The organism is Mucilaginibacter sp. McL0603 (assembly GCF_049992945.1).
GTDB lineage: Bacteria > Bacteroidota > Bacteroidia > Sphingobacteriales > Sphingobacteriaceae > Mucilaginibacter.
In genome coordinates this window covers 5269108-5284473 of the sequence record NZ_CP188251.1, presented here as the reverse complement: position 1 = coordinate 5284473, position 15366 = coordinate 5269108, and the positions used below count along the sequence as shown (strand labels likewise).

Below are 15366 nucleotides of genomic sequence, written 5' to 3'. Positions count from 1 at the left end.
TTTGAGAAAGTATTCAAGTGAGTTTGTGACTAATGACTAATGACCAATGACTAATATCTAATGACCAAAGAGGGAAAACTCATCATATTTTCGGCGCCGTCAGGGGCGGGCAAAACAACTATTGTACAGCATCTGCTCACTAAAATACCTGAACTGGAGTTTTCTATTTCGGCAACCACCCGAAAGGCAAGGGGAGATGAAAAGGATGGCAAAGATTATTATTTTATAACGAAGGAAGAGTTTTTGCACCTGATAGCCAAAAAGCATTTTGTGGAGTTTGAAGAAGTATACTCAGGTACGTTTTATGGCACCCTGCGTACCGAAATTGAACGTATTTGGGAGCTTGGAAAAACAGTAATATTTGATATTGATGTAGAAGGTGGCCTTCACCTGAAGAGAAAATATGGTAAATCGGCATTAGCCATCTTCGTTCAACCACCGTCATTAGAGGTATTAAAAGAAAGATTGACAGGCCGCGGAACCGATAGCGAAGAAAAATTGCAGGAAAGATTTGCAAAAGCTGAAAAAGAATTGAATTATGCTCCGCGATTTGATATTATACTAAAAAATCACGATCTTCAAACGGCATGTGTTGAGGCGGAACAGTTGGTGGGGAATTTTATTGCGTAGAGTTAGTTTGCAGTTTTTAGTTTGCAGTGCGCAACCTTATCTACAAGAATTATTTAATGGGTACATATAAGGATCTGTTATTGTATAAAAAAACTTTTGCTTTGGCAATGGAAATTCATACAGTTACAAAGAAATTCCCCAAAGAAAGAGATGTATTCGCTTACAGATCAGATTCGAAGATCATCCCGTTCAGCAAATATTTGTTTAATTGAGGCTTACCGCAAGCGTAAATATCCTAGTTACTTTGTGAGTAAGCTCACCGATGTTGATATGGAAAATAGCGAAACTCAAGGATGGCTCGAATTTTCCTTAGCATGCGACTATCTCTCAAGAGAGATCTATGATAAATTAAAGGAGCAATCCGACGAAGTCGGAAGAATTGTTCAATACATGATTGATAATCCTGGTAAGTTCGGCGCTGGATAAAGATTGCAAACTGCCTGCTGCACATTGCGAACTGTTATCTGCCAACTGCCAACTAAAAACTGCAAACTGATGAAGGTAGGTTTACTCTTCGGGTCATTCAACCCTATACATATCGGTCACTTAATCATAGCTAACTACATGGCTAATCATACTAAGCTTGATAAGGTGTGGCTGGTGGTATCACCCCAAAACCCGCTAAAGAAATATGGTGATCTGATCAATACCTATGATCGTCTTGAAATGGCTAAGCTGGCAACTGACAATTCAAGAAATATTGCTGTAAGTGATGTGGAATTAAAATTACCACAGCCTTCATACACTATCGATACCCTCACTCATTTAAAAGAGAAATATCCCGAACACGAATTTGCCATTATTATGGGTTCTGATAACCTGGGCACATTACATAAATGGAAAAACTATAAGATGATATTGCGCGATTACCGCATTTATGTTTATCCAAGGCCTGGATATGAAAATGCAGAGTTTGCGTCACACCCGTCGGTAACCATTACCATGACCCCGTTAATGGAATTATCTGCCACATTTATACGAAAATCATTATCTGAAAAAAAGAACGTGCAGTATTTTGTCCCGGATTCGGTACTTGAGTTTATTGAAAGTAAAAATTTGTACAGACACGGGTAATTATTACCAAGCAGGATAACTTTTAATGGGATTTGGCCGTTAAAGTCCTTTTCTACCTGTTTGTAAAAATTACTATCACTATGCAGCTCTCAAAAGATAACTTACAACATTTCGTTAACAATATGCCCGAAAAGATCGATGTTTTGGAGCTTTTTGATAAACTGCTATTAATGGCAAAGATCGAACATTCAACCCTGCAGGAAAATGCAAATTATTACCATCATACCGGAGAGATTGAGAAGGAAATTGATCTTTGGGGGTAGGGTTATAAATTCTAATTTCTAAAGACTAAATTCTAAAAATTAATTGCCTTTACCTTTCGCCTTTATCCTTTAACCAAATAAAGGTATTTTTGCTCTGTGAGCGAAAGAACCATTCTTAAACTGCAATTGCCTACCGACCCGCTGTGGGTAAAAAATGTTGTGGAAAGCAATATTGAAGAAATATTGACTGACCACGCCTTCTGTGAGCAAAAAGCCGCAAGCAATGCCATTACTTTAATTGTTCAAAATCCAAACCTGTCTGACCTGGTGCAGGAAATGACCGCCTTGGTGCAGGAAGAGATAGATCACTTTAAACGGGTACATGATATTATTTTAGAACGTGGTTACATTTTGGGTCGTGAACGCAAGGATAATTATGTGAACGAACTTAGAAAATTTATTATTGTAGGCGGCGGCAGGTCAGAGCAACTAATTGATCGTTTGCTTTTCTCAGCAATGATTGAAGCCCGCAGCTGCGAACGCTTTAAAGTGATGTCTGAGCATATTGATGATAAACAACTATCCGAATTTTATCATGAACTGATGGTTAGCGAAGCCACTCATTACAGCATGTTTATCCGCCTGGCAAAAAAATATGCGGACGGAATAGACGTGGATACGCGCTGGAAGGAGTTCCTGGAATACGAAGCCCGGGTAATACAAAACTACGGTAAAAGCGAAACTATACACGGTTAATTCGTCCATACAAACAGGTTAAATACCGATACTTCTTCAAATAGTCCTTCGGAATATGTTGATTTGCATATGCTTAAGTTAAGGGCTTATCAAATAATTATACATATTGCTGGCTGGCTGTTATTTATGGCCCTCCCGCTTTTGTTTTTATATGGTGGCCAAAGCAGTTTAGGTGTACTATTAAGCGTGCCATATTATTGGCTGTTCTGCTTCACGTACATTTTTCTTTTTTATTTTAATGCTTATTTGTTGATCCCCAGGCTGTTTTTAAGGAGGAAATATGCATGGTATATTGTCGTCACGATATTGCTGCTTGTCGGTATTTATTTACTGAAACCTTACGATTTGCTGCTGAGTACACAACGGAATAGATATTTCATATATATGCTGCACCATCGGTCGCCAATGCAGGATAGACTTTCAGGGTATAATATGCCACCACCTCTGCAAGGTGAACCGGGGCTTCATCCCGGAGACACGTCGTATCGTTTCGGTCCCCCCAATAGTATGCACGGTCCATTTGGTCCGCCAATGGCTCGTCAATTTCCATTTCGCCCTTTTGATAGTGTAAGTTTTTTTCTTTTTCTGATGATCATGGCTTTAAGTACAGCTATCAAGATCATTCAGCAATGGCAAATGACCGAACAGAGGGCCTCACAGGCGGAGGCCGACAAGGCAAGTGCTGAGTTATCATTTCTTAAAGCACAGATCAACCCACACTTTTTATTTAATACATTAAATAATATTTATACACTAGCGGTAATGAAGGATGAGCATGCGCCTGATAGCATCATGAAGTTATCTAACATTATGCGTTACGTAACCGATGATGCGACCGCGAATTTTGTGCCCTTGCAGGATGAGATCAATTGTATCAACGATTATATTGAATTACAACGCCTGAGGATAGGCGAAAAAACCTCTATCGACCTGTATATATCCGGTGATATTGAGAATAAACAAATTGCTCCGCTGATACTGATGACTTTTATTGAAAATGTATTTAAATATGGAATCAGTAAACATACCAGGTCGGCCATAGTTATAAAAATAATGGGCAATGAAACGGGTATTTCATTTTTTTGCCAGAACAGGATATTTCCTGAAAAGGATGAAAAGCAGCGGACAGGTATCGGCTTAAAGAACACAAAACAGCGCCTGGCTCATCTGTATCCTGGTAAGTACAAATTGGATATCGATACCGAAGCCCAGCTTTATACAGTTAAACTCATGCTGCAAACTTTATGACAAAACTTAAATGTATTGCAATTGATGATGAGCCGCTTGCTTTAAAACTGATAGCGAGATATGTGCATCAGTTTCCGGAGTTACAGCTTGTTCAAACTTTTGAGGATGCCTTATCGGGTGCAGAATACCTAAAACAAGGCACAACCGACCTGCTTTTTATCGATATTAATATGCCCGATATTACCGGTATCGAGCTGGTGAGATCATTGGAGAAAAAGCCGATCATTATTTTCATTACCGCTTATAAAAATTTCGCTTTTGAAGGGTTTGAGCTAGAGGCGCTTGATTACCTGTTAAAGCCCATTGATGCCAGGCGCTTTGCCAAGGCCGTTGAAAAAGCCATTGATTATTACAAGTACAAAAATGTCAGCCCGGAAGGGAAGCATGCTAATAGCCTGTATGTGTATTCGGAATACCGCATGGTAAAGATCAACCTGGATGACATTGAATATATTGAAAGCATGCAGGATTATATTAAGATACACGTGCGCAATGCAAAAACGATACTGACCCTTATGCCGTTAAAAAAAGTATTGGAAAAGCTGCCTGCAAATAAGTTCCAACGCATACATAGAAGCTTTATAGTAGCTGTAGATAAGATAAATTCCATCCATAACCGCAAAGTGCAATTGGCAGATGCCGAACTGCCTGTAAGTGAAAGTTATATGGATTTTGTTCGTAAATGGATGAAATTTAAATGAAAAAAGGCATTTAATCGGTTCATAATCACCCTTTACCGATACAGCCTCACAACGACTGCGCGGTAATGATAATTTTACATCACTAAGAATTTCATTAATAGCATATCGATGTAATATGGAACGGAAGAATTCTTGGATGTGTATTATAATCACCTTAAAAATTGATGTTATGTACAAAGCAAAAATCAAGCTTGTTTACAGGCAAGTGATAGACGAAACATCGGAAAGTGGTTTTGAAAAGGCCATATTTTATGCATCATATCAGGAGTTTTTACTGAAATCGCAGACCTATAATTTGGAAGGTAAGTTTAAAACTTTCACAAAGTTGAAAGCAAATGATGGCAGGGCAAACTCATTACATTATAAGCTGGGGTTTTCAGTAGTGCATTTCATAGCACAGCTGAATAATAAAATACCACAGATAAAGGATAATATGGGCAATAAACTTTCTTTTGATACTGCAAGGTTTGAGCTGATCGAGTCGCATATTGAAGATATATCCCTGCATAAAGTTGCTTTGAATTATGAAACAAACTTTTTTACGCTGATCGAGTTGATGGGTGAATATATGTTATTGGGGCCGGAAAATTTACCCGAAGACGGACGTTTCGAAACATTTGTGCTGCGGATGCAGCCTGATCTGTCGATAATAAGTTACCAGGAAGCAGAGCATCCACAAATTATGCTAAGTGCATCATAAATAATTGCCCCCTTTTTTCATAACAGTGTTCTAATGAGGCGTCAGCATAGAAATGTGCAGGCGCTTTTTTATTGCGGAATGATGCCGGCTACATTTTGCAGGTAATTATCCATCATGCCCATATCAACTACATCGTTCATGTAGCCGATATACATATCGGGCCTTACAATAATTGCCCGTTGCTTGTGCGGGTCAGCTTCGAAAGTATCAAATACATCCACATTTTTGCCTGAAGGCGGCAGATAAAAGAAATTGAGTATACCCGGATATTTATTGGTGATCCATTTAGCAAGAGTAAACAGGTACATTTCGTCAAATTTGCCTAAAACGATGAGGGTAAAACCGGGTTTGTTACACCATTCGTGCAAGTCGGTTTCAATTTCTTTTTTTTCATCATAAACTTTGAGGTAGGGGAGCCTGTCGCCCGCCTTAATTAGGGTGCCCTTACTTAAATGCAGATTAATGCTGCTATCGCGATAAGAGATGCCGGTTTGCGAAATGGTTCTGAAAAAGAAAGCTTTTAATTTTTTATTTTTCCATATTGTATTTAAAGCTTTAAACCATATCCATTTTTTAAACAATCTTACGAACCAATTGGCTGACATAATAACGTTAAATGCTTTGTCTGTACTGTTTAACAGGTCTTTTGCCACGGGCATGCGCTCAGCTGCATAGCTATTCAAAACATCGTTTTTGATTTGCCCGTTGATCACACCGGCCAGTTTCCACGCGAGATTGTAAGCGTCCTGTAAACCAGTATTCATGCCCTGCCCACCAACCGGGGAGTGGATATGTGCTGCATCACCTATCAGAAAACATCGCTGTACACGAAATTTTTCGGCCATACGATGATGCAGTTTGTAGGTGGTAAACCAATTATTCTCAACTATTTTTATGGTTGATTGGGTGAGCCTGGCCATATATGGCAGTACATCTTCCACTACGATATCTTCTCTTTCGCCAAATTCTGCAGGCAGATTGCCGATTATACGGTAGCAGTCATCTTCGGGCATGGGAAAAAAGCCTGCAAGGTCATTCTTGCCAAGATATAATTGAATATAATCACCGATTAAAAAGTCACCATCAAGCTTCAGATCAGCCAGGTAAAAAAAACTTGGATAGGTATCTCCTTTAAAAGGTACCTGCAATTGTTTACGTACCGTGCTGTGGGCACCATCGGCACCGATCACCCAATCGCATTTTAGGATATATTCACCCTCGTTATTTTTTAATTGTACGTCGGCATTATCTGCATTTTGCTGTAATGAGGTTAATGAGGTACTCCAGTAAACCGGGCAGCAGTTTAGTGTCAGATAATCAAGTAATGTTCGTTCGTTTTTGCTTTGCTGATACAACAGGACATAAGGAAAAAGCGTTTGTCCTGCTCCAATATTATTCAAGGATAATAAAGCTTCTTGTTTTCCATCCTGGTTAAAGGTTAGTCCTTTTGTTTGCTTACCATTTGGAATAATTTTATCCACCACCCCCATTTGCCGGTATATCTCGAGCGAACGGGCTTGTACGGCCAGCGCATTTGAATGTGTGGTAGGCCCCTGCTTATTATCAATGATAATCGGCTGGATACCATAGCGCAACAATTGAGCTGCCATCATTAAGCCGGATGGCCCGGCCCCTACTATTAATACTTTGGTATGTTTTTCAGTTATCGGCATTTAAAATCAGGCATGAAATAACAGGAAAATGGTTGGCCGCTTATGCAGATCGGGTACTTTTTGTTTCCAATCGGCAATGGTTTTGGTTTGTATAAATTCGTCTGCGGCAGTAATATCACAAGCAATGCAAAGTTTTGTTTTGGGTGCGCATGACTTTAGTATTTCCTCCAGCATAGGATTGTTGCGAAATGGTGTTTCGATAAACAACTGGGTTTGATTATTGCGCTGTGCAAGGGCTTCCAACTCCTTAATGCGTTTGCTGCGTTCAACTTTATCTATAGGTAAATAACCATGAAAAGTAAAGCTTTGCCCGTTAAAGCCCGAAGCCATTACGGCTAACAAAATAGAACTTGGTCCAACCAAAGGCACTACTTTAATGCCTCTTTTATGTGCCTCGGCAACTATTTCGGAACCGGGGTCGGCAACACCAGGACAACCTGCCTCGCTCATCAGGCCTACATCGTTGCCTGCAACTAATCCTTTAAAAAACTCGTTTATATGGGTATCGCGACTGTGTTTGCCATAATCGTGAACGATAAGTTCGCTTTGTGGGGTTTTTAGTCCGGCCTCTTTTAAAAAGCGGCGGGCGGTTTTTTCGTTCTCTACAATATATTCTTTCACCTGGTTAATGGTATCAACCAGGTATGGGGTAAACGATTTGGCAGCGGCCTGTTCGGCAAGCGGCACGGGTATTAAATAAAGGGTTCCGGCAGGCATATTGCAAAGTTGGCTTTTTTGTTGTAATTTAATACATCTTAATTGGGGTTTGTAAATGAAATCATTAGGCATCAATTGGTTTATAGAAGGATCGATAGATTTTGAGCACAAAAAATATATTTTGCTCGATTATCTGCAGGAGATCAACCGCCATTTTGACCGCAGTAAACTATATCCAAATCTGACTGACCTCATATTCCATTACAATAATTTACTCGATTTTAAATACAATAAAACTACTCTGCAACAATCCTTTCCGCAGCGAATGACTAAAGCTGATATTGAGGCTATAAAACTTACTTACCAGAAAATTATACAGGATGACAGCTCGATGGAAGAGATAGAAAGCATTATCTCTTATGCTTTGCACAAAATGAACCCTGCTATACAGACAGGCAAAGAAATATATGATTTTGTTGAGAGCCACTTGAATATCGACCCGGTAGGTTTAGTGCCATTAATGCCGTATAGTGGTTATTTTTCGCTGAGAAATGGCAAGGAGCATACCAATTGGGTATATGAATATAATATTACCATTTTTGAGAATAAGGACGATAAATTCAGGGGGATCAACATTAACTTTATAGATACTTACGAGCAAAGTATCACCAATACTCCCGAAGCTATTAAGCTCGACCTGATCAGAAAGCATAAGCATTTACCTAACCCGGCAGTGTATTATGTGGCAAGTGATATCAACTTTCCATTAGAACAAACCTTGCTCCCTGTAGCTAAAAGAAGTTTGGTGAAGTATATTTCAAGCGCAGCCTGAAGACGTTATACGTTTGACGTAGTACGTTTTACGTTTTTGTGTTTATGGAACAATTCGACGTATAACGTCAAACGTAATACGTACAACCTATTTAGCTTCCTTCTTATATTCCTCATTCAACCCCACAACCACCTCTTTGGTTACATCAAGACTTGCGTCACCATAAAGCATGGATGGATTGGCTTTTGAATACGTAAGAACAATTTTATAACCTTTTTGCTGGGTGTAGATTTTTAGATATGCGGCTATACGGTCGTAGAGTTTAGTGTTCTCATCTGCGCTTTCATCCTGTAATTGCTTTTGGGTGCTCTCGCCAAGCACTTGCAAGTCTTGCTGTTTTTTTGCCAGTTTCTTTTCGGTAGCTGCCTTTTGCATTGGCGTAAGAGATGACGCGCTTTTTTGATAAGCGGCAACTTCTTTTTGGAAGGCCGTACCTTTGGCAGCTAACTCAGACTGTGCCTGTTGTGAAAGGCTCTGCAGCTTTATTTTTACCGCTTTAAAATACTCGTAATTGTTAACCAATGTATCCGAATTAACAAATACTACAGAAGGAACGTCGCTCTTTGCGGGCTGACTAACAGCCGGCGAAGTTTGTGCATTAGCGGCTGCGGAAGCCAATATGATGGAGCAAGTGATTATTAATGATCTCATAATTTGCCAGTTCTATTCAAAGCTGCGAATTTACAGTTTTAAAATAAACGAGCAAATCTAAGTGCTTTTGGGCGATGGGTAGGGGCGTCACCTACGAGCGCAAGAATTGAATAGTCAGCTTAGATGGATTAATCTAAAAACTTATTCATAATTTCATGCCGACCCACAAAGGGCGTTTTTAGGCATATAAAATTATACACGTGTTTTATGATAGTTTTGGATTTTTTGTTTTACTATTTAACTTTTTGGTTCGATAAGAGCAAGGATAAACTTAGTTGGAGTACACCTATTCAACGTTCTTCATATGCAATTGGATTAATGACTATGGGTTTAGTATATTCCATTAATGAATGCTTTGAATTAGGAAAAAACAAGTCACTGCAATTTCACATTCCATGGTTTGTCTATTTAATCTGTGCATTGGCGGTAATGCAACTTTATGATTATATTTATATTAAAAGAAATAGGTACGAAAGAATTGCAACAGAAATACCTAAGAAGTTTAACATTAACGACGATACAGGTGCGATTATTTGTATTTCTATTGTAGCCTTATTTCTATTGTCCCCGTTTATTATGACAACAATTCTCGTACCATTTGGTGGGCATACAATAACACATAAATAATTTGGTCAATAACTAAGTGTCAAGCATGAAAATAAATTAAAACTAACACACTACCCCCAACATACAAGTCGTTTACTTGTTTCACTAAACAAAACCTATTTCAACTTAGCCAGCGCTTCCTTAATCCTTGGTATCAGATTTTGAATGTCCTGCAAAGTGCTTGCACCTACCGATGCCCTGAACCAGTTAACATCATCCCCGGTGCCGAATGCCGAGAATGGTACAAAAGCTACTTTTGCTTCTTTAATTAAATAGAAGTTGATATCTGCGGATGTTTTTAGCAGTGTGCCATCCGGTGTGGTTTTGCCGGTATAGTCCACTTTTAAAGTGAGGTATATCGCGCCCATCGGCTCAATAGAATCCACATTAAAGCCTTCTGCCTTTAACTGCTGGAAACCTTCGTGCAAAGTATTGAGGCTATTTTGAATGTTCGTTTTTAACCAGTTAAGATAGCTGTTTACCTTATCTTCTTCTTTCATGAATTTGGCCATAGCCACCTGCTCGGCCTTTGGCGCCCATGCGCCCATATGGCCTACAATGGCTTTCATGTTATTGACAATGTCTGTCGGCCCGAATCCCCAGCCCACGCGCACACCTGTTGAAGCAAAGCATTTAGACGCCCCATCAACAAATATCACGAAGTCTTTAAGTTCGGGACGTAAAGAAACCGGGTTAACATGCTCATGCTCACCAAAGGTTAATTGTGAGTATATCTGATCGTAAAGTATGTACAATGGTTTCTCGCCTGCTGCACGGGTTTTATTTTCGGCAATAACAAGGTCGCATATTTCTTCCAAATCCTTTTTGGTGAACATGGTTCCCGTAGGGTTTAATGGCGAACAAAGCGCAAGCAAAGCAGCACCTTTTAAATGCGGACGAATATCATCAGCCGTAGGCATAAAATTATGCTCAGGCCTGGTTTGCACGATCACGGCTTCGGCACTCAGCAAATCACAGTAGTGGTTATTGTTCCATGATGGTGCCGGGAAAACAACCTTTTCGCCCGGGTTTACCACAGCAAGATAGATAGAGTAGATCAACGGTCTTGAACCACCGGAGATCAATATCTGGTTAGTATTATAATCTAAATTATACCGCTCTTTAATAAAGTCCGAAACGCTTTCGCGCAGGTTGAGCATACCGTCGGCAGGAGGGTAGTTGGTTTGATTGGCATTATAAGCATCAACAATACCTTCTTTTAAAGGTTGGGGAATAGGATAGATGTTCGCATCAAAATCGCCGATGGTCAGGTTGTCGATGTTTTGCCCCTGTCTTTTTAGTTCATTGATCTCGCCTGCGATTCTTATAATTTCAGAACCCCTTAAATTCTGGGCCAATACGGAAATAGTCATGGTATTAATGTGCAAATTTTTGAAGTGCAAATGTGCAGATTTTAATTTGAAGATTTAATAGCCTGATTGTCACTTTTGGCTTGATGTGATGATTCAGAATAGCGTCGTGGCAAAAAGGAAAAATGAAGTACCTTGTAAGGGCTATTATTAATCAAGCTGATAAAAGAGATGATAGAGACTAGTGTCGTGTCAATTAAGAACTGACGTTTAGTCCAGAGTCTTGAGTCAGAAAAGCATAAAATTGACTTATGACTAAAGACTTGACCAGTTTTTTAATACACCAATATAAGAAATAACCCTGTATATTAACTAATCACTGATCTCTGATCGCTGATCACTAACCCAAACTGCTCTGCCAGTAGTTTGTAAGAATTCAACCTGTCCTCAAAACTCTCAGTAATAGTTACCGCAATGATCTCATCAACAGCATATTCGTAAGCTAAACGGGTTAGCTTCTCTTTCATTTCCTGCGGATTGCCGGTAATTACCCGTTTACGATTATGCATAATGCGTTCCTGCTCATTTACAGTGTATGTAACATTTTTGATATCTTCATAGCCTACAGGCGATAATCCCTTACCCTGCTCAAACTGGTTAAAGCGGAAATCCATTAAAGCCTGGTGGCGACGTATGCTTTCTTCATCTTCAGAACAATAAACAAAAATAGCTACGCTGGCAGCAGGTTCAGCCTGGTCTTCTGATGGTTTGAAACGTTCCCTATACATGGCAACTGCCGCTGGTCCGCCGATGGGGTTGATAAAGTGTGCAAATGATAAACCCATTCCAAAATGCGCGGCAAACAAACCGCTTTCGCCACTTGAACTTAATAACCACATATCCGGAACAGTTTGTACCTGTGGTATAGCCCTAATTTTAGATAAGGGGGTGCCCGGATCACCACGATCGTGAAAATAGTTGATCAGGTCGTACAGTTGTTCAATAAAATCCTGCTCCCTGAATTGGTTAGAGGGGTTAAGCATGGCTGCGGTCAGCCTATCTGTACCTGGCGCCCGACCCATACCCAGGTCAACCCGGCCAGGGAATAGTGCTTCCAGCATCCTGAAGTTTTCAGCTACTTTTAGGGCGCTATGATTAGGCATCATCACCCCGCCAGAGCCTATGCGTATGTTTTTGGTTTGACTGCCCAGGTAGGCTAAAAGTACTTCGGGCGTAGACCCTGCCAATGAACCTGTATTATGATGTTCTGATATCCAGAAACGGGTGTAACCAAGCTGGTCAGTATATTTAGCTAATTCGGCTGTTTCTTTAACAGCCTGTTCAGCAGTAACGCCCTTACGTACCGGGGATTGGTCCAATACGCTGAGGCGGATATTCTTTGTGTCCATAGATCAATATAAAACACAAAAGTACAGAAGGGGTTGTTGAGCGATTGTAAAGATTTGGGGAGGAATTTTGATAAACGCACAGGTATTTTTTATTATACTGCATTTTAAGCTTACTTGGGAGTTCGAAAATTGAGCATCATCAGACTACGAAAAAGTATTATATTTATTGAAACTATCCCTTATGTCTTGGACTTTTATAATTCTTTCCTTCCTATTATATACTGGTTCAGCAGTCTTTTCTTGGTTTAAAATTAACCCACATGAAAAAAGAAGCAAATGGGAAAAGGGAGTCGTTTTAATGGTGTGCTTTTCAGCTTTTCTTGGATTATATCTACAAGTATATTCGGGTTTGGAAACCAATAAAAAAGCGGGTTTGGAGACCACTCAACACCAAAGAGAGCTCCTGGAATCTCGCAAGATATCTGCCAACCTCTTTAGACAAAACCAGTCACTAAGGGATAGCGTTAGGAATATTTCTTCGGAAAATCATAAGATGCTTACGACATTATATAATTTTAGCTTTATCTATAACAAAAACAGTAAATATCAAGATAGCGTTAATAAGTATATCACTGGTGGAGATAACATTCCGCTGCTGACAGCGGAAGCGAATTTTGAGGAATTTTCAGACTTAAATCGTAAACTATTTAAGTTAGTTATTTCACAATTCTATATTTCTAATAGGGGTGATGTTCCTATTTACAACATTCACTACACCTTTTGGAACCCTATTGATTTTACAAATACGGAACGAAGCATCTCGGCAATAGGGAGTCATAACAAACATTTGCTTGCTGCTGATTATTCAAAAGAAATTTACAAGTTCCCTTTTCCTGAAAATAGGGATACTATTGAATTTGCATTTGAAGTAACTTGGACAGCAAGACATGTTAGAAGCTATACGACATTAATCGATTTAATAAAACTTTCTAATGGGGGAATTCGCGTTAAGCAAACCTATAAAAACGGAAAAGGAATTGTTTTTGATCCAACTTTAGTTACTTCGAACTAGACATTTTGGAGGCGAATTTTTTTTAAAAAATATTAGACACAATAGCCATTAGCAATGTAAATAAACTCTGTTGCGTAGAAGACGGAAGGGATTCAAAATATCAAGAATTACCCATTAAAATGATATAGAAAAACTACCTCACCGGTATAAGCAGGTTTTTTCTGTCCTTCAATTTCCATTTCAACACCTATAGTGGCTTTTGTAATCCCTCTTAAGTTTACGATAGCTGCAAGCCTTGCTTTTAATCTTACCCGAGTATCTACCAGTACGGGTTGCCCGAATTTAATGCTGTCAATAGCATAATTGATCTGCATCTTCAGGTTTTGTACATCAGCTATCTGGTGCCAAAAGTACGGCAACAACGATACCGTTAAGTAGCCATGCGCAATAGTTCCCCCAAAAGGGCCTTCATTTTTAGCCTTTTCGGTATCGGTGTGTATCCATTGATGATCGATGGTTGCATCAGCAAATTTATCTATCTGTTGCTGAGTGATGGTATGCCAGTCGGATACGCCAAGTTCTTGACCTAGATGAGATTCAAATTCGACGTAGTTTTTAATGATGATCATATATCGGTTATTGTGCTTGAGTGATGAGGAACATTAGTAATGGGGTAAAATTAATAAACTGAAGGGGATTATAAAATCAATCAACGATGATAAGAATTTTATGGCTAAATTTGATCTGAGCATTTAATTATGACTGTCGCAGCAATCAGAGAAAGATTACACGATTATATCAGTGCAGCTGATGATAAGCAGATCAAAGCTATCTATACAATACTTGAAGATCAGATTGTCAATGAGCCATATGATTGGTCAGAGGATAGGGAATTTGTCGCTGAATTGGATGGGCGTGTCAGAAGATATGAAGCAGGAATTGATAAAGGGTATACTATTGACGAAGTAGAAAAATATTTTGAAGAATTAAAGAAACAGCGGGCGAAGCGTTCAACCGTTTGAATCAGAATTTTCAGAATATAAGTATAGGATAAAAAATCACCACTTGTCCATCTCTTTTTTGAAATCTTCCCAATCCATTCCCTCGCCGTTTTCAATTTCCTTTTGCGCCTTTTCGATTTTCTCCAAAATCAAAACCCGATCTACCAGGTCGTCAACGGAAAATGTATCAGGCATGTGTTCAACAAGCTATAACTTTATTTTTGGGGATTATTCAATCTGCCGGCCTAAATGCCATAGACAAATTTACTCAGATTGGTGTGGATGTGCAATAGTTATTTGTTAATGATAACATCAGGCAGTAAGAGAATCAATCATGTACAAACTGAAACTCGTCTGTACTATGATTTGTATTAAAATAGCTATGTACGTGAAGTATCAGGCTGCCCACCAAAATTTCACCTCTGTAATTTACCTTTCCTTGCTGAGATATACACTGAAAATTTATCTGGTTCCCATTAATTTTATAAATGCCCTTGCTGACATATTTGTTGGTATCAGCAAACCATTTTTTTATGTCTTCTGGCTTACCAGGACTGGCAATTGAAATAACTTTCCCATTAGGGAAAAAACGCAAGTAATGATAGACATAAGGAGAATGTTCGTTGCCAGTTTGATGAGGCTTTGATTGATAAACGCCATCGGTATGGACATTAGCGTACTGAATGAAAGATAAAAGGGATACAGCAATAAGCAATATTACGAAAGATGATAGGATATTTTGGGGTGTCGAATGCATGTCCTTAAATTACATAAAAATCTGAATTTCCCCCTTTTGCTATTACAATTTAGCATAAACAAAGTATGTTTCATCTATTTCAGTCGTTGCAGGTTTGAAACAATGAAACAAGTGAAACGCTTTTGCTTTGAGTGGTCATATAAGCCTACCGCCTAATCAACCAATCCAACTTAATCAACTAACCTCACAAATCCCTTGACAATTAA

20 protein-coding genes are annotated in these 15366 nt (G+C 39.2%); 12 read left to right on the top strand and 8 right to left on the bottom strand.

What is annotated here, in order from left to right:
- Nucleotides 1-60: 60 nt before the first annotated feature.
- From gmk to ACPPVU_RS24135, 9 genes are all read left to right on the top strand, one after another.
- Nucleotides 61-630, top strand: coding sequence for a guanylate kinase (gmk, locus tag ACPPVU_RS24175; RefSeq protein WP_426669304.1), 570 nt, complete (start codon nt 61-63; stop codon nt 628-630).
- 56 nt (nt 631-686) lie between these two features.
- The gene (locus ACPPVU_RS24170) at nt 687-842 is read left to right on the top strand and encodes a four helix bundle protein (RefSeq protein ID WP_426672244.1); all 156 of its coding nucleotides are present in this window, start codon (nt 687-689) and stop codon (nt 840-842) included.
- On the top strand, nt 781-1056 hold the full coding sequence (locus ACPPVU_RS24165) for a four helix bundle protein (RefSeq protein WP_426669303.1): 276 nt from the start codon (nt 781-783) through the stop codon (nt 1054-1056). The genes ACPPVU_RS24170 and ACPPVU_RS24165 overlap by 62 nt, the downstream gene beginning before the upstream one ends.
- A 69-nt stretch (nt 1057-1125) precedes the next feature.
- Nucleotides 1126-1704, top strand: a complete 579-nt coding sequence (gene nadD, locus ACPPVU_RS24160) for a nicotinate (nicotinamide) nucleotide adenylyltransferase (protein ID WP_426669302.1) — start codon at nt 1126-1128, stop codon at nt 1702-1704.
- A gap of 80 nt (nt 1705-1784) precedes the next feature.
- Nucleotides 1785-1967, top strand: a complete 183-nt coding sequence (locus ACPPVU_RS24155) for a hypothetical protein (RefSeq protein WP_426669301.1) — start codon at nt 1785-1787, stop codon at nt 1965-1967.
- Between the two features lie 96 nt (nt 1968-2063).
- Nucleotides 2064-2663 (top strand): tRNA-(ms[2]io[6]A)-hydroxylase, encoded by a 600-nt coding sequence (locus ACPPVU_RS24150; protein ID WP_426669300.1) that lies wholly within the window; start codon nt 2064-2066, stop codon nt 2661-2663.
- Nucleotides 2664-2732: 69 nt separating this feature from the next.
- Nucleotides 2733-3911, top strand: a complete 1179-nt coding sequence (locus ACPPVU_RS24145) for a sensor histidine kinase (protein WP_426669299.1) — start codon at nt 2733-2735, stop codon at nt 3909-3911.
- Nucleotides 3908-4612: a LytR/AlgR family response regulator transcription factor gene (locus ACPPVU_RS24140; protein ID WP_426669298.1), complete on the top strand. Its 705-nt coding sequence runs from the start codon at nt 3908-3910 to the stop codon at nt 4610-4612. The genes ACPPVU_RS24145 and ACPPVU_RS24140 overlap by 4 nt, the downstream gene beginning before the upstream one ends.
- 169 nt (nt 4613-4781) lie before the next feature.
- On the top strand, nt 4782-5312 hold the full coding sequence (locus ACPPVU_RS24135; protein WP_426669297.1) for a hypothetical protein: 531 nt from the start codon (nt 4782-4784) through the stop codon (nt 5310-5312).
- Nucleotides 5313-5380: 68 nt separating this feature from the next.
- Here ACPPVU_RS24135 and ACPPVU_RS24130 read toward each other — a convergent pair whose 3' ends face one another.
- On the bottom strand, nt 5381-6985 hold the full coding sequence (locus tag ACPPVU_RS24130; protein ID WP_426669296.1) for an FAD-dependent monooxygenase: 1605 nt from the start codon (nt 6983-6985) through the stop codon (nt 5381-5383).
- A gap of 6 nt (nt 6986-6991) precedes the next feature.
- The gene (locus tag ACPPVU_RS24125; protein WP_426669295.1) at nt 6992-7702 is read right to left on the bottom strand and encodes an SAM-dependent methyltransferase; all 711 of its coding nucleotides are present in this window, start codon (nt 7700-7702) and stop codon (nt 6992-6994) included.
- A 55-nt stretch (nt 7703-7757) separates the two neighbouring features.
- Here ACPPVU_RS24125 and ACPPVU_RS24120 point away from each other — a divergent pair, with 55 nt between their 5' ends.
- Nucleotides 7758-8474: a hypothetical protein gene (locus ACPPVU_RS24120; RefSeq protein WP_426669294.1), complete on the top strand. Its 717-nt coding sequence runs from the start codon at nt 7758-7760 to the stop codon at nt 8472-8474.
- A gap of 87 nt (nt 8475-8561) precedes the next feature.
- Here the strand turns inward: ACPPVU_RS24120 and ACPPVU_RS24115 are convergent, their stop codons facing one another.
- The 3 genes from ACPPVU_RS24115 to ACPPVU_RS24105 form a co-directional block, all read right to left on the bottom strand.
- Entirely contained in the window at nt 8562-9125 is a 564-nt protein-coding gene (locus tag ACPPVU_RS24115; protein ID WP_426669293.1) for an OmpH family outer membrane protein, read from the bottom strand.
- Nucleotides 9126-9847: 722 nt separating this feature from the next.
- A complete protein-coding gene (locus ACPPVU_RS24110) occupies nt 9848-11104 on the bottom strand; it encodes a pyridoxal phosphate-dependent aminotransferase (protein ID WP_426669292.1) in 1257 nt (418 codons plus the stop codon).
- 305 nt (nt 11105-11409) lie between these two features.
- Nucleotides 11410-12450, bottom strand: a complete 1041-nt coding sequence (locus ACPPVU_RS24105) for an LLM class flavin-dependent oxidoreductase (protein ID WP_426669291.1) — start codon at nt 12448-12450, stop codon at nt 11410-11412.
- Nucleotides 12451-12631: 181 nt separating this feature from the next.
- Between ACPPVU_RS24105 and ACPPVU_RS24100 the strand changes: the two genes are divergently transcribed.
- Complete coding sequence (locus ACPPVU_RS24100; protein ID WP_426669290.1) at nt 12632-13462, top strand: hypothetical protein; 831 nt, start codon at nt 12632-12634, stop codon at nt 13460-13462.
- A 107-nt stretch (nt 13463-13569) separates the two neighbouring features.
- Here the strand turns inward: ACPPVU_RS24100 and ACPPVU_RS24095 are convergent, their stop codons facing one another.
- On the bottom strand, nt 13570-14031 hold the full coding sequence (locus ACPPVU_RS24095) for a MaoC family dehydratase (RefSeq protein WP_426669289.1): 462 nt from the start codon (nt 14029-14031) through the stop codon (nt 13570-13572).
- A 129-nt stretch (nt 14032-14160) separates the two neighbouring features.
- Here ACPPVU_RS24095 and ACPPVU_RS24090 point away from each other — a divergent pair, with 129 nt between their 5' ends.
- Nucleotides 14161-14424, top strand: coding sequence for a hypothetical protein (locus tag ACPPVU_RS24090; protein ID WP_426669288.1), 264 nt, complete (start codon nt 14161-14163; stop codon nt 14422-14424).
- Between the two features lie 36 nt (nt 14425-14460).
- Here the strand turns inward: ACPPVU_RS24090 and ACPPVU_RS24085 are convergent, their stop codons facing one another.
- Nucleotides 14461-14598 carry a hypothetical protein gene (locus tag ACPPVU_RS24085; protein WP_426669287.1) on the bottom strand — a complete coding sequence of 46 codons (138 nt, stop codon included), beginning with the start codon at nt 14596-14598 and terminating at the stop codon, nt 14461-14463.
- Nucleotides 14599-14731: 133 nt separating this feature from the next.
- Nucleotides 14732-15160 (bottom strand): hypothetical protein, encoded by a 429-nt coding sequence (locus ACPPVU_RS24080; RefSeq protein WP_426669286.1) that lies wholly within the window; start codon nt 15158-15160, stop codon nt 14732-14734.
- Between the last annotated feature and the right edge of the window lie 206 nt (nt 15161-15366).